General features: G+C 43.5%; 16 protein-coding genes. 7 read left to right on the forward strand and 9 right to left on the reverse strand.

What is annotated here, in order from left to right:
- Positions 1-7: 7 nt before the first annotated feature.
- Positions 8-394: a DUF393 domain-containing protein gene (locus tag L3V31_RS02355; RefSeq protein ID WP_237314417.1), complete on the reverse strand. Its 387-nt coding sequence runs from the start codon at positions 392-394 to the stop codon at positions 8-10.
- A gap of 460 nt (positions 395-854) precedes the next feature.
- Between L3V31_RS02355 and gltS the strand changes: the two genes are divergently transcribed.
- Complete coding sequence (gene gltS / locus L3V31_RS02360; protein ID WP_237314419.1) at positions 855-2,081, forward strand: sodium/glutamate symporter; 1,227 nt, start codon at positions 855-857, stop codon at positions 2,079-2,081.
- Positions 2,082-2,158: 77 nt separating this feature from the next.
- Here the strand turns inward: gltS and L3V31_RS02365 are convergent, their stop codons facing one another.
- Genes L3V31_RS02365 through L3V31_RS02375 form a run of 3 tightly spaced genes read right to left on the reverse strand, consistent with a single transcriptional unit; the run spans position 2,159 to position 4,214 of the window.
- Positions 2,159-2,989, reverse strand: a complete 831-nt coding sequence (locus tag L3V31_RS02365) for a hypothetical protein (protein WP_237314421.1) — start codon at positions 2,987-2,989, stop codon at positions 2,159-2,161.
- Complete coding sequence (locus L3V31_RS02370; protein ID WP_237314423.1) at positions 2,989-3,846, reverse strand: ABC transporter ATP-binding protein; 858 nt, start codon at positions 3,844-3,846, stop codon at positions 2,989-2,991. The genes L3V31_RS02365 and L3V31_RS02370 overlap by 1 nt, the downstream gene beginning before the upstream one ends.
- Positions 3,843-4,214, reverse strand: coding sequence for a GntR family transcriptional regulator (locus L3V31_RS02375; RefSeq protein WP_237314425.1), 372 nt, complete (start codon positions 4,212-4,214; stop codon positions 3,843-3,845). Before L3V31_RS02375 ends, L3V31_RS02370 begins: the two co-directional genes overlap by 4 nt.
- Positions 4,215-4,407: 193 nt before the next feature.
- On the opposite strand from L3V31_RS02375, the gene L3V31_RS02380 reads away from it, so the two are divergent.
- Entirely contained in the window at positions 4,408-5,274 is an 867-nt protein-coding gene (locus L3V31_RS02380; RefSeq protein WP_237314427.1) for a glycerol kinase, read from the forward strand.
- A gap of 71 nt (positions 5,275-5,345) precedes the next feature.
- On the opposite strand, the gene nagB is transcribed toward L3V31_RS02380, so the two are convergent.
- Entirely contained in the window at positions 5,346-6,146 is an 801-nt protein-coding gene (gene nagB / locus L3V31_RS02385) for a glucosamine-6-phosphate deaminase (protein ID WP_237314429.1), read from the reverse strand.
- A 380-nt stretch (positions 6,147-6,526) separates the two neighbouring features.
- On the opposite strand from nagB, the gene L3V31_RS02390 reads away from it, so the two are divergent.
- Positions 6,527-6,778: a DUF3081 domain-containing protein gene (locus L3V31_RS02390; RefSeq protein WP_014233443.1), complete on the forward strand. Its 252-nt coding sequence runs from the start codon at positions 6,527-6,529 to the stop codon at positions 6,776-6,778.
- 152 nt (positions 6,779-6,930) lie between these two features.
- On the opposite strand, the gene L3V31_RS02395 is transcribed toward L3V31_RS02390, so the two are convergent.
- Complete coding sequence (locus L3V31_RS02395; protein ID WP_237314431.1) at positions 6,931-7,284, reverse strand: DUF413 domain-containing protein; 354 nt, start codon at positions 7,282-7,284, stop codon at positions 6,931-6,933.
- Positions 7,285-7,432: 148 nt separating this feature from the next.
- On the opposite strand from L3V31_RS02395, the gene L3V31_RS02400 reads away from it, so the two are divergent.
- Positions 7,433-8,326 (forward strand): LysR family transcriptional regulator, encoded by an 894-nt coding sequence (locus L3V31_RS02400; RefSeq protein WP_237314433.1) that lies wholly within the window; start codon positions 7,433-7,435, stop codon positions 8,324-8,326.
- A 180-nt stretch (positions 8,327-8,506) separates the two neighbouring features.
- Here L3V31_RS02400 and L3V31_RS02405 read toward each other — a convergent pair whose 3' ends face one another.
- The gene (locus tag L3V31_RS02405; RefSeq protein WP_237314435.1) at positions 8,507-8,950 is read right to left on the reverse strand and encodes a DoxX family protein; all 444 of its coding nucleotides are present in this window, start codon (positions 8,948-8,950) and stop codon (positions 8,507-8,509) included.
- Between the two features lie 347 nt (positions 8,951-9,297).
- On the reverse strand, positions 9,298-9,501 hold the full coding sequence (locus tag L3V31_RS02410) for a hypothetical protein (protein WP_237314437.1): 204 nt from the start codon (positions 9,499-9,501) through the stop codon (positions 9,298-9,300).
- A 196-nt stretch (positions 9,502-9,697) separates the two neighbouring features.
- Between L3V31_RS02410 and L3V31_RS02415 the strand changes: the two genes are divergently transcribed.
- Both L3V31_RS02415 and L3V31_RS02420 read left to right on the forward strand, forming a co-directional pair.
- On the forward strand, positions 9,698-11,065 hold the full coding sequence (locus tag L3V31_RS02415) for an AlkA N-terminal domain-containing protein (RefSeq protein ID WP_237314439.1): 1,368 nt from the start codon (positions 9,698-9,700) through the stop codon (positions 11,063-11,065).
- A complete protein-coding gene (locus tag L3V31_RS02420) occupies positions 11,062-11,544 on the forward strand; it encodes a methylated-DNA--[protein]-cysteine S-methyltransferase (protein ID WP_237314440.1) in 483 nt (160 codons plus the stop codon). The genes L3V31_RS02415 and L3V31_RS02420 overlap by 4 nt, the downstream gene beginning before the upstream one ends.
- A gap of 128 nt (positions 11,545-11,672) precedes the next feature.
- On the opposite strand, the gene L3V31_RS02425 is transcribed toward L3V31_RS02420, so the two are convergent.
- Positions 11,673-12,281: a YitT family protein gene (locus L3V31_RS02425; RefSeq protein ID WP_237314442.1), complete on the reverse strand. Its 609-nt coding sequence runs from the start codon at positions 12,279-12,281 to the stop codon at positions 11,673-11,675.
- Between the two features lie 338 nt (positions 12,282-12,619).
- Here L3V31_RS02425 and L3V31_RS02430 point away from each other — a divergent pair, with 338 nt between their 5' ends.
- Positions 12,620-13,015: a GFA family protein gene (locus tag L3V31_RS02430; RefSeq protein WP_237314444.1), complete on the forward strand. Its 396-nt coding sequence runs from the start codon at positions 12,620-12,622 to the stop codon at positions 13,013-13,015.
- Positions 13,016-13,018 lie beyond the last annotated feature (3 nt).

Below are 13,018 nucleotides of genomic sequence, written 5' to 3' on the forward strand. Positions count from 1 at the left end.
GTGCGTATTATCGTGAACATTGATCGGTGCCGCAGCGGGACGTGCCAGTGAGCCAGTAAGAAATGCGGTATCTATTGTTGGCAAATCGTAGATACAGCCAATCGGCAACAGGTCTTATCAAAGGCCAGCGCAATGGCGCATAAAGCCATCCTTTCCCCACGAGGTGCCATGCTCGGTAGGTGACGTCTAAACCAAGCAGTAAATTACCGTAGTCGTCCAATGCGTGGAGTATAGTATTTGCTTTGGCAGCGTCGATTTGTGGGTAATCAGAGAATGCTTCACTATAAATATCGACGATACAGATATATTGATGCGTATCTCGCTTAGTCAACGCTTTCATCTCTTTGGTACAAAGTGGACAGGTACCATCATAAAATATGGTGAGTTTTGTCATGGCTACTCCTTACACTCCTTCTAAGAACACCGTTTTGAATACCCTCTTTTATACGTTGTTTCAGCGATGTGGGTTCTAACCTATTCCATTTTATATCTTCAGATAGAGTAATAGTGCGTGATGAATAGGTTTGACTGCGAAATATGGGTGGCGTGAATGTTGTTGAAATAAAGACAGTTTTTGATGATATAATCTGTTTCCGTTATAGCGAACATTTTTGTTGTGGCTTGAGAGTTTCTCTGGATTCAGCTCGTTTTAGTGTCCATGAATCAGAGTAAGTAAACGACTCGATAATCAGTCCCCCTTCTACATTTTAATGCGCTCTCATAGAGTCTATCGCGCATTTGTACGATCTTTAGAATATTTTTGAAAACATCAGTGAGAATATTTGCTACTGGAACACGGATAAATTAACGCTCAATCATTATGGAGGATGAAGAGAACAACAATAAGAGGTGATATGAATCATATAATATCTATCGGGGCTCTGGAGTCCTTCATGGTTGCGATCAGTGTGCTTTTCCTGGGACATTTCGTTAATGCCAAACTGCCAATTTTAAATAAGTTCAACATACCAGAGCCAATTGTAGGCGGTCTTATCGTAGCCTGTCTGATTACGACACTTCATTTCTACGGTATCGATTTAGAGTTCGATCTCCCGTTACAAAACACGTTTATGCTGATGTTTTTTTCAACCGTCGGCCTAGCGGCAAATTACACCCAATTGATGAAAGGTGGCGCCAAGGTGTTCATCTTCCTAGCGGTGGCTTCATTCTACATCATCATCCAAAATGGCGTGGGCGTCTCACTCGCAGCAGCACTGGGCTTAGATCCATTAATGGGGCTGATCGCTGGTTCAATAACGCTTTCTGGTGGGCATGGAACTGGCGCGGCCTGGTCTCAAACTTTCCAGGATGTCTATGGATTAAATAACGTTTTGGAAATCGCGATGGCGTCTGCCACATTTGGTTTGATCATCGGCGGTATTATCGGCAGCCCGATGGCAGAGCGTTTGGTGGATAAGCATGGTATCGAATCAGAATATGGTCGCAGCGCAAAAACGCATGAAAAATTCCCAGAATTAGTGACCTACAACGAGTACGAAGAAGACAAAGTGACCGCCAAAAAAGTGGTTGAGAAGCTGTTCTTTCTACTGATTTGTGTCACTGGAGCTAAATACCTCGAGCAATGGGTAAATACGTTCGAAATCTCATGGCTGATGATTCCTGATTTTGTGTATGCCTTGTTTATTGGCGTGGTTGTGACCAATTTCCTGGAAGTGACCAAGATTCGTAAGTTGGATGCAGAAACGGTTGATATGCTCGGTACAGTGTCGCTATCCCTATTTCTGGCGATGGCGTTAATGAGCTTGAAACTTTGGAATATATTCGATTTGGCGATTCCATTTTTGGTTATTTTGGCTGTGCAGTCTGCGGTACTGGCAATCTTTACCTACTATGTGACCTTTAAAGTCATGGGGCGCAATTATGATGCTGCGGTTATTGCTGGGGGTCACTGTGGTTTTGGTTTAGGTGCCACCCCAACAGCGGTAATGAATATGGGGTCTATCGTTAACCGTTATGGTCCATCACCTCAAGCGTTTATGGTGGTGCCGATTGTCGGGGCTTTCTTTATCGATATCGTCAACTTAGTCATCCTGCAAGGGTATATATCGTTTCTTGGCTAAGAGGAAAGAGTGTTATAAAAAATGGTCACAACTTTCGTTGTGACCATTTTTTTGAGTGTAGTGTTGATGTTCTATGGCTAATTAATGGTTCGGCTTACCCTAAGGCTTGCTGCCCAGGCTAGTAAGCCAATAAAAACATAAATTCCAATATTGGTTTTTCCAACCTCTGCAAACGCATCCAGTGGGTTAGGAGCGATGATGGCGTGGAAAGGTAGGTAGAATATTTCAGAGAAAAACTGATCCACGCCGTAGTAACCAAACAACGCGATCGGCATCCAGCGCAGTGCATAAATGGCGATAAATAAGATCACCAGCGGTGAGTTTACTTTTTGTGAGATGACCATGGTGGTCAAAGCCAAAGGGAGAAGTAAAAAGCCAGCTAACCCCATTCTTAATAGAAATTCGCTCCAGTGCAGTAATACGTACCCTATTGATGAGTAACGATATAAGAAACCAATCTGATGATCGGTGGATATATTGAGTGACCACAACATAAAGTCGGCAATGATGACCAAGGCAGAGCACACCAAAGGAATCACTAACAGCCCGAAAACGAGCTTGACTACGTGAATCTGAATATCGCTGATCGGCATACTACGCCAGAACATGATACTGCCTTCTGAACGTTCTTTGCGTAGCGTTCTCGGAAAGTACTGAGTACTTAGTAGAATTGAAAGTAAGCCTGCACCTCCCGCTATAAGAGAACTTAATTCTTCACCCAGCTGCTTTTGGATGCCGTTAGCATCACCGCCGACACTCATATGGAAGAAGAAATTTTGCTGAAGGTTAGAGTTGCTCATTAAACCGATAAACAACAAGGTCCCGCAGACAAACATAAAAAATGGCACACGAGACACGAGTGGGTTTTCTAGCCATTCTTTATTTAACATCGTCATTATAGAACGCATTACGCTACCCCTTTTTGCAACGCGAGAAACAGATCAGCAAGTGTGACACCGTGAATGTCACCTAAACCTTCGACTTGTGCGGCATACCTTGAGGGAAGCAACCATTTCGTTGTACCAAGCCCTTTTTGGGAAGAGAGGGGATGCATCGCTTCAATCTGTCGATGGTATTGATCTTGTGCATCAAGAATGAAGTAGTCTTCATGGATTTTGTCCATCGACGTTTGTAAAACAGAATGACCATGTTTGAGGATCAGGACATCTGTTAACAGGTGTTCGATTTCGGATACTTCATGACTGGCGATGATCAATATACGTTCGCCATCGTGAAACCACTCTAAGAGGTGGCGATAGAACGTATCCCGATAAACTAAGTCCAAACCGAGAGTCGGCTCATCAAGGATCAGAATTTGCGTATTGGTCGCGATGACTATCGCCAGATGCAGTTGAACTTTCATCCCTTTCGACAACGCTCGAATGCGAGATTTTGCTTTGATATCAGTCTGGTGAAGTATGGCATTGGCTTTGTGGCGATCAAAACCTGGGTGAACCCCCTCGGTATAAGTCAGCAGCTGTTCGACTGTCATCCAGTCTGGCAGCACGTTAACATCTGAGATATACGACAAGTGCTGCATGATTTTGTGGCGCTGCATGATCGGCTCATAGCCGTTGATGCGGATCGTTCCTTTATATTCATGTGCGCCTAGCAGAGCGTTAATTAACGTCGACTTACCCGCGCCATTGTGACCGAGTAAGCCGAGTACCTGACCAGGATGCAAGTCAAAACTGATATCGTGTAGTGTTTCTCCTTGTTGGCTATAGTGTTTGGAGAGGTGCTTTACACTGACTGTTGCGTTCATTGGTCACCTTTAATTTGTAATTTGAGTTGTAGGATAAGCTCATCGAGAGACATATCCAGGCGCTTTAATGTCTCGGCTATCTGAGGGATCTGCTCATTAAGGAAGCGTTTCTTTTCTGCGGTTAATAACCGTTGCTGTGCTCCAGGTGAGACAAACATACCCTGACCACGTTTTTTCTCTACAACGCCTTGTTCAACCAAGAGTTGATAGCCTTTCATGACAGTAAGGTGGTTAATTTTCATGTCAGCAGCGACGCTACGTACAGAAGGCAAAGCTTCGCCCTCTTTCCAAGTCCCTTGTAGGATTTGCTGAGTGAGCAGGTCCGCCAACTGACGAAAAATGGGTTGGCGATCATGCCAATGTTTCATGATGAAACCCTTTGGCCGAATTAGTGTTATATATAGGTATAACACCTTGATGTTTATTTAGAAAGCCTTGTACAAAAATGAGTGAGAATCATGGTTTTAGTGATTGCGTAAGAGGTTTGTCACGGCTGCCACTTCAAGTAATAAAATCAATGAGTTAATATTTATTCAATTGAACAACAGCCAGAGGTAGAACATGTCTGAAAAAATATCGACGTCGGCGTTAGCGAAAATGCGTAATGTAGAGGCCAAGCTGTTGTTCGCCGATCTTCAGCGAGCGGGTTATATCACACGTCAAGACGACAAATGGCTGCTCACTGAAGAGGGGGCTAAATTCGGCGGAGAGTACGTCAATCATGCCAAATTTGGCCAATTTATTGTGTGGCCAACCACGCTGCATATTGAGCTGACTTCTATTTCCGGTAAGACATTCAGTGCGACGCAGCTTGGGGAGAAACTCAACTTAAACCCGAAGCGTATTAATCAACTACTGAGTGAATTGGGGTGGATCAATAAGTCGGAGACAGGTTGGGCTGTGACTGCTACGGGTGTTCGCGTCGGAGGGCAACAGAGGACCGACAAAGAGTCGCAGCATACTTTTGTTGTCTGGCACGAAGTCGTTCTGAAAAACAAGCGCTTGAAGCAGTCTGTGGTGGAGTTTTTAGGTCAGGATGCAGAGTCTCACTCGACGGATAAATCTTTTTCTAGTTTTCGCCAAAAGTTTGAAGCCAAACACCGCACTTTAGACGGGCATTATGTGCGTTCTAAAGGAGAGCTGTTGATTGATAACTGGCTCTATTTAGCCGGTGTTGTACATGCCTACGAACGCCAACTGCCGATTGAGCAAGATATCACCAGTGATTTCTACTTGCCTACTGGAAAAGTCTATTTGCAGTTTTGGGGCAGTGACAGTGGAGAGATCGGCAAGGATGACCGAGAGGCTATTCGAGTTGTTTATGAGCAGCACCAATTCAACTTGATTGAAGTTGATCCAAGTGAGCTCGAAAAGTTAGACGAGGTGTTACCTCAACGGTTACGCCGATTTGATATCAAAGTATATTAGTCGGTAAACGAAAAACCCGTGAGTGATCACGGGTTTTGTATTTCTAGCGTGTGCTAAAAGCCTTCTTACTATTAGAAGCCTTTGATGTTTTCTGCTTCTAGTTCAGAGAAGTATTTTACAGTCTTCACTTTTAGCTCTTGCTGAGAAGGCTCGTCACATACGATCACGGCTTTCGGATGCAGTTGAAGCGCTGAGACTGTCCATAGGTGGTTAACGCAGCCTTCTACTGCTGCTTCAAGAGCAAGGGCTTTGTTATGGCCTGTCACCAAGATCATCACTTCTTCAGAATCCAAAAGTGTACCAACACCGATAGTCAGTGCGTATTTTGGAACTTGACTAATGTCGCCGTCGAAGAAGCGAGAGTTCGCGATACGAGTGTCTTCCGTCAGAGTTTTGATTCGAGTACGCGAAGAAAGGGAAGAGGCTGGCTCGTTGAAAGCAATATGACCGTCATTACCTACACCGCCCATGAACAAATTGATTTTACCGTAAGATTTGATCTTATCTTCATAGCGCTTGCATTCAGCATCATGGTCGTCGGTATTGCCGTTCAGCAAGTTAATGTTTTCTTCTTGGATATCAATATGGTTGAAGAAGTTGCTGTACATGAATGAGCGGTAAGATTCAGGGTGGTCAGCAGGGATACCAATATATTCATCCATGTTGAAAGTCACAACGTGCTTAAAGCTTACTTCACCCGCTTTATGCAGTTCAATCAATGCGTTGTAAGTTGCTAGAGGAGTGCCACCAGTAGGTAGACCCAGAACGAATGGACGTTCAGCTGTAGGTTGGAAGTCGTTGATGCGTTTTGCGATGTGCGCTGCTGCCCACTTACCTACTTGTGCTGCTTGAGTTAACGGGATAAGTCTCATTTTGTGCCCCTAGTAATTGAATGTAATATGTTCTGAAACATTAATTCGCATTATAAAATAAGTTATTGGTAACTGCCATTGTTTTAGGTCAAAAATTTGCGTTTTATTTAACCAATGTTGTTTTTGTCAACAAGTAAGCCATTTCATGACACTGGTACGGCCCTGGATGCGGTTCTTTTCTCTTATTATCGTAGAGTGCATTGCGATAAAATTCATGCCTGAAATTAAGTTTTAATCGGGTGGGAGCTCTTGCGGTAGCGCTGAAAAAGTAATAAGTATCGACAGACATGAGGATATTTTGATTTCGGATAACCTCGATTATGGCGAGGTGTAAATTCCTTATCCATAATTAAGGCGTGTGTACTGGTGAGGAAATCGCTATGAAAAACGAATTAGATCCAAGCAAAGTGTTATCGGCATACGAAAATGTAATGAACAATGGTACCCCGACTGAGTTTGGTAAGATCTATGAAGGGGTGGAGGCGTTTTCTGACTACGATGGCTACAACGTATTTTTGAGAGGAAACGGTGTGGAATTAAAGATTGGTTTCCACAATACCTACAATCTTGAATACGATCAGGAACACTTGAAGGAGAGTTTTTTGAAAAAGATTGCGATGCTTGCCAAGTAAACCAGCACGGTTTGATACTCAAATAAAGCCCTCGGGAGAACGCGACCTTGGGCTTTAGGAGAAGAAAAAATCACAAGCGTTCATCCATAAAGCGAACGAACACTTGTCTAAGTCTTCGACTTAACTATCTATTAATTGGTAATACTGGTTAATTAATCGTCTTCAACCAAACTCTCTTCCGTGTAGTCTTCCGCAGCTTCAGGTTTATTACGTCCGTTCAGCGTATGGAAGCGCTTGCGACCACGAGCGAGTTGAGTGTATTTCAACCACGTACGCTCAATTTTGGTTTTTGCTTTGCCCGGGTGCTCTAACACCTTAACGAAGTGTTTCTCTTCGCTGTTTTCAGGTGTTAACTCGCCTGTTTCCAGACCAAGCATGGTATCCCCATAAATTGTTAGGATTTCCTCTTCTGCAAGAGTAAAATCACCAGACTTTGCAAATCCGCGTGGGAATTTTACGTTATCGTAAAATCGTTTTTTGCCATGACGGAATTCAGTGTCAGACATGTCAACAGCCTCTGTAACCGTTATTGATGAATGTAATGAACTAAGGCGAAAATTAGGCGTAAAGCTAACAAAAGAAAAACAAATTTTTTTTATCGTCATGATTTTAAATAGTTGTTAATCTGGTTTGATATTAACCAGGAGATGGTTTATGGATGTAAAGGTCTTTCGAACATTTTTAGAGCTGGCAAGGGTTCGTCACTTTGGGCGTGCCGCTGAGAACTTGTATATTACCCAAGCAGCAGTCAGTGCTCGCATCAAGCAACTGGAAAGTTATTTCGATACTCAATTGTTTATTCGTGATCGCAATAACATAAAGCTAACGTCTGCGGGTGAGCGATTAATTAGTTATGCTGAGGTGATGGTCACTACATTGCAGCAAGCCAAACTGGAACTGTCACTCGATGATGGTAAAGCGCTACAACTTACCTTAGGTGGCACACCGAATATTTGGGATGCGTATCTACAGAATTGTTTAAGTGTGGTCACCGATTCTTTTGGTGGCTATGGCTTTATGGCGGAAGTCATGGGGCGTGAAATGCTGAGTCGTAGTCTGTTGGAGCGTACTCTGGACATGGCATTTGCTTTTGACCAGATAAAAGCGGATGAGCTGAACTGTAAAAAAGTTGCTGATGTCGTGCTTGTTCTGGTGTCTACCGAACAAGATTCGCTAGATACGGTATTTGATAAAAAATACGTGTACGTTGATTGGGGCACCCGTTTTGCTTCTGAGCATTCGGAACGTCACCCTAAGATCCCGGCTCCATTTTTGCGGACATCTACCGCGCGTATTGCACTGGATTTTATTTTAGAGAAAGGCGGGGCTGCCTACTTACCGATATCGCTTGTTGAGCCATTTATTGCCAATGGGCAGCTCTATAAGGTGTCTGGTGTGGAAGACTGGCATCGCCCTATTTACTTGAGCTATCGCAAAGCCAGTTCGTCTGTAGAGGCGATTAAGCAGGTTGAAGAGATTGTTAAGGATGTTGATCCTCTAACTGCATACAGCTTGCAGCAAATTGGGTCCGGAATGTCTGACGAATAAGCCATCATTTGCGGCGGATTGAACACAAAAGAAAAGCTCCTGATGGAAGTGACATCAGGGGCTTTGTTCATGAATACTTGGTTTACGCTAAGTCGAACATCTGTGTTTCCTCAGTATTGGTATTCAGATACAGGGTTTAGAGTGGAATTGCACTCTGAACCGTATTTCCAGGAAGATAAATTAAGAAAGCTTCTTGTTTAAAAGGTTATCCAGACCGGCTTTACCTGCACCTGAAAAAATCAGAGATACGCTCGCGGCCAATAACGCTAATCCAAATTCATAACCGTTGTTTGATAGGAATAGACCATTCTCGAAGTGAACTGAAAAAATAGCGATAAGCATGGTAAAAGCAAGAACAGTTGCCGCTGGTCGAGTAAGCAAGCCTAATAGAATAAACAAACCACCAAAGAACTCACCACTACCTGCTAGGAAAGCCATTAAGACACCTGGACTCAAGCCAATTGATGCCATCCACTGACCCGTACCTTCCAACCCGTAACCACCAAACCAGCCAAATAGCTTCTGAGAGCCGTGTGCCATAAAGATGATGCCGATAGGAATGCGAAGTGCCAATGTGCTGAAACCTGCGTTTGATGCTGTAATTTTTTGCAGAAGTGCCTTCATGATTCTGTCCTCATTTGATGTTTGTTGAGCGGGAGTCCATTCTCCCTTGCTGTTGAGCACAGTTTAGGTCGGGTTAGTACGAGAAAAAATTGGGGTTATTTGACTCTCTAGTTCAATAAATTCGAACTAAAGGCTTTTTCTTTTTTAATTCATTTTGTTAAGGTTTTATTTAGCCTTTATTTTTGCTAAATATCTCGAGTTTTTTTATCACTATGTCATTTTTTTCGAAAGTGAGGGAAGAAGCTGTGGTGTTAGAGATATGAAATTAGAACAAAAAAATAGAGCACGGGGCAGGTGCTCTATTTCTTCGATATTAATGAGGGAGGAGGCATCCCCGGGAACAAGAACTAGAGATTCATCAAACTTTCAAGCGACTCCTCTACATTGTTGTAGTGATAGGTCCTAATATTACCCCCATCAGTCGCGTTGATTTGAATTTCTGAAATCTCGTTATTTGAGTCTCGCTCAATTATTCCGATAGAATGATCAACGGATTTACTCGTAATAACTTTTTGGTTTCTAAGTACAATTACGCATGTGTGTAAGTCCATACCAATTCCCTTTTAGCCGACGTTGTTGTGATGTTCTGGTCTTAACTTTAGTGTAGAAATACGCTAATGCCAATTAATCTCAATATTGAGTTCCGAAAATGGCTAACCTCAGTAAGCACCTCGTTCTACAATGAGCATATAGCCCATTGAGCAGATATAAACTGCTCGTTCAGATTGTGCAAGCAAGGACTGCATCATGCTTATACACCCCTATACGTCATTGACGTTTGAGCAGTGTCAAAAGGCGCGTATGTCACGTGATAGCCGTTTTGATGGCCGATTTTATATTGGCGTTAAAACGACGGGAATTTTCTGCCGACCAATATGCCCAGCCAACTTACCGAAAGAAGAAAATGTTGAATACTTTACGGACAAAACTCAGGCTATTAAGGCAGGTTATCGCCCTTGTTTGCGCTGCCGACCAGATAGTGCACCTGGCTCATGGGCATGGAGAGGAGTAGAAACCACGTTTCAACGTGCTATCTCTATGATTGATAAGGGGGAGCTGCATCATCACTCAGTGTGTGAACTTGCGGAGCGTGTCGGGATCTCTGATCGTTACTTAAGGATATTGTTCGAACAGTACCTGGGCATGTCGCCCAAGCAATATGCTCAATATCAGCAATTGATGTTTGCTAAACAGTTACTGCATTCGAGTTCTATGTCTGTTACTGAAGTGGGCTTTGCCGCTGGTTTTAACAGCACACGTCGATTTAATGATGCTTTTCAAAAGTTTCTCAAGTTAACACCGTCTCAGGTAAGGCGGAATGAGTTTGAAAAAATGGAAACGAATAGAATCGTGTTACCGTTTCGCGGCGAGTTTAATTGGCAGCATATCCTGAATTTTTATCGCTTAAGGGCGATAGAAGGGGTGGAAGTTCTGACTGAAAATAGCTATAGCCGTACGGTTTGTATCACAGGGAGTAAAGCGTGGTTTAAAGCGACGAAATGTGAAAGCCATCTGGAACTGGATTTCGAAATTGAAGACGTCGCCAAATTGCAAAGTCTGGTTACCAGTGTTCGTCGAATGTTTGATCTTGACGCTGATATTTGCGCGATAGAGCAGCATCTCAACTATGTTGCCCCTGGAATTGTGAAGAGCCATGGGATTCGTATTCCAGGTGTGTGGAGTACATGGGAAGCTGGTGTTCGAGCAATTTTAGGTCAGCAAGTTTCGGTTAAAGCCGCGATTGGTCAGTTAAATTTGTTGGTAGATCAACTCAGTGCAGAAGGAGAAGCTCGTTGCTTTCCTGAGCCAATTGACATCGTTAATGCGGATGTGAGTTTTCTGCGCATGCCTCAAAGTCGTAAGAATACGTTAGTGACCTTTGCACAATTTATGTTGGATAATCCACAAGTGGAACCTCAGCAATGGTTGAAGCTAAAAGGAATAGGGCCCTGGACCGTGAGCTATGCCCAGCTTCGGGGAGAATCTCAACCTGACTGTTTTTTGCATAACGACTTAGTAGTAAAAAAGGTAATGCAGCGCTTCCCTTCTCTCAACAGCCATACCGCATCACCTTGGGGAAGTTACGCAACTTTTCATTTATGGAATCAATCATGAAAACAATCTATACCGAAATGTCCAGCCCGTTAGGTACCGTGACGATACAAGCTAACTCTGATGGCTTACTTGGTATTTGGTTTGAAACCTGTACAACAAAACCGGATGATTTGGGTGAGCGCGATGATAATCATCCGGTTCTGAATCAGACGGTTGTTCAGTTAGGGGAATACTTTTCTGGGTTAAGAAATGAGTTTGATCTTCCTTTAGCGGTTACGGGGACGGATTTTCAACACCAGGTCTGGCATGCTCTCACAACCATTCCCTACGGAGAAACATGGAGCTATCAACAGCTTGCGGATGCGATAGGTAACCCTAAAGCCGTGCGCGCCGTGGGTATGGCCAACGGGAAAAATCCGATTTCTATCGTTGTTCCCTGTCATCGTGTGATTGGTAAGAGTGGGAAATTGACAGGGTATGCTGGTGGTGTCGAGCGTAAGCAGCAGTTACTGGCTTTGGAGCAGGGCAAGCCTCTGTGACCGAGGTGAGTTGAAAGTGCCTCCAGACTGGACTGTTCAGAAGATAAGCTCACTATTTTCATTGCCTACAAAAAGCCCCGAGACTTTGGCTCGGGGTTTTTTATATTTCTTTAAGCAATATCTGGCGATTATGTTTCCTGAGGTTTAGGTTGGTAACGGCCAGGCTTATGATTCATGGTCAGAATCAGATTGATAATGACAGCCCCCATTACTGATAGAGCGATGATGTAAACATCCACTATAAATAGTGACATGATGACAATGGCACAATCCAAAGCCATCTGTACTTTACCCGCTCGAATACCGAAACGTTCCTGTAGATACAGAGCCAGAATGTTAAAGCCACCAAGGCTCATTTTATGGCGAAAGATAACCAACATTCCGATACCGATCAGTCCGCCACCCAGAAGTGCCGCGTACACCATATTTATTCTTGAAATCTCGATAACTTGATGCAGATGATCGACCGCGAAAGAGACAATCGTCACCGCAATAAACGTATTGATGGAAAAGCGCCAGCCCATACGTGTAACAGAAAGAATGTAGAACGGCAGGTTGAGAGCAAAAAAGATTTGACCAAAACTAAAATCACTCACTTTGGTGAGGAATATCGCTAAACCTGCCGTACCGCCAGTCAGTAGTCCGACTTTGCTGAAAATAATAACCCCCAGAGATACCAACGCACTGCCCAGCGTCAGAGCCAAGAGGTTCTCTCTAATGCTATGATCTTTATCCATAAAAGTTTTTCCTTGGTTTAAGCCCTTCCAGCCACATTGGCGGCTAGAGTTAGGGATGCGGTCGCCAATGTGGCCACCAAAATATTTGTAATATAATTGATATAACCTGATGACTTTATGTCGCCGGGTGAGATAGGGAGGTTGGCAATACTTCAGGAAGACACTCCATCGTTAGCCTCCCAATTGTCACTGAAAAAGCGTAAGTCTGGGTTACTTGCGCATAAAATGTCTTGAAAAGTGACCAATGTCGAGTTTTCAACAAACATTGAATTTTTGTTAGTCTGTTTAACATAATGTACACGTTGTAAAGTTGAGCGAGAAAGAAGAAAGGAAAAGTCATGATAAAGAGAGTTGGAGAAGCAGAAATTAAACCTTTGCACAGGCTGGTTTGTCATTGTGGAGAAGTAGAACTAGAGCTTTCACTACCTAATGGTATTGAAAAACCAAGACGATGTGATTGCTCGATGTGTCGCCGTCGTGGTGCTATTGTTGCTTCCGTGCCCCTAAATGGTATTCGAATTGTTAAAGGAGAAGAAAAACTTAAGCTTTATCAGTTCAATACACATACGGCAAAGCACTATTTCTGTAGCGAGTGTGGTATTTATACCCACCATCAACGTCGTTCAGACCCGGCTGAATATGGTTATAATGTTGGCTGTCTTGATGGCGTTAATCCATACGATTTAGGCGAGATTGAAGCGATGGATGGCGTGAACCACCCATCAGATCGTTAAAGG

Origin of the sequence: Vibrio sp. J1-1 (assembly GCF_021728395.1) — a bacterium.
Classification (GTDB): Bacteria; Pseudomonadota; Gammaproteobacteria; order Enterobacterales; family Vibrionaceae; genus Vibrio.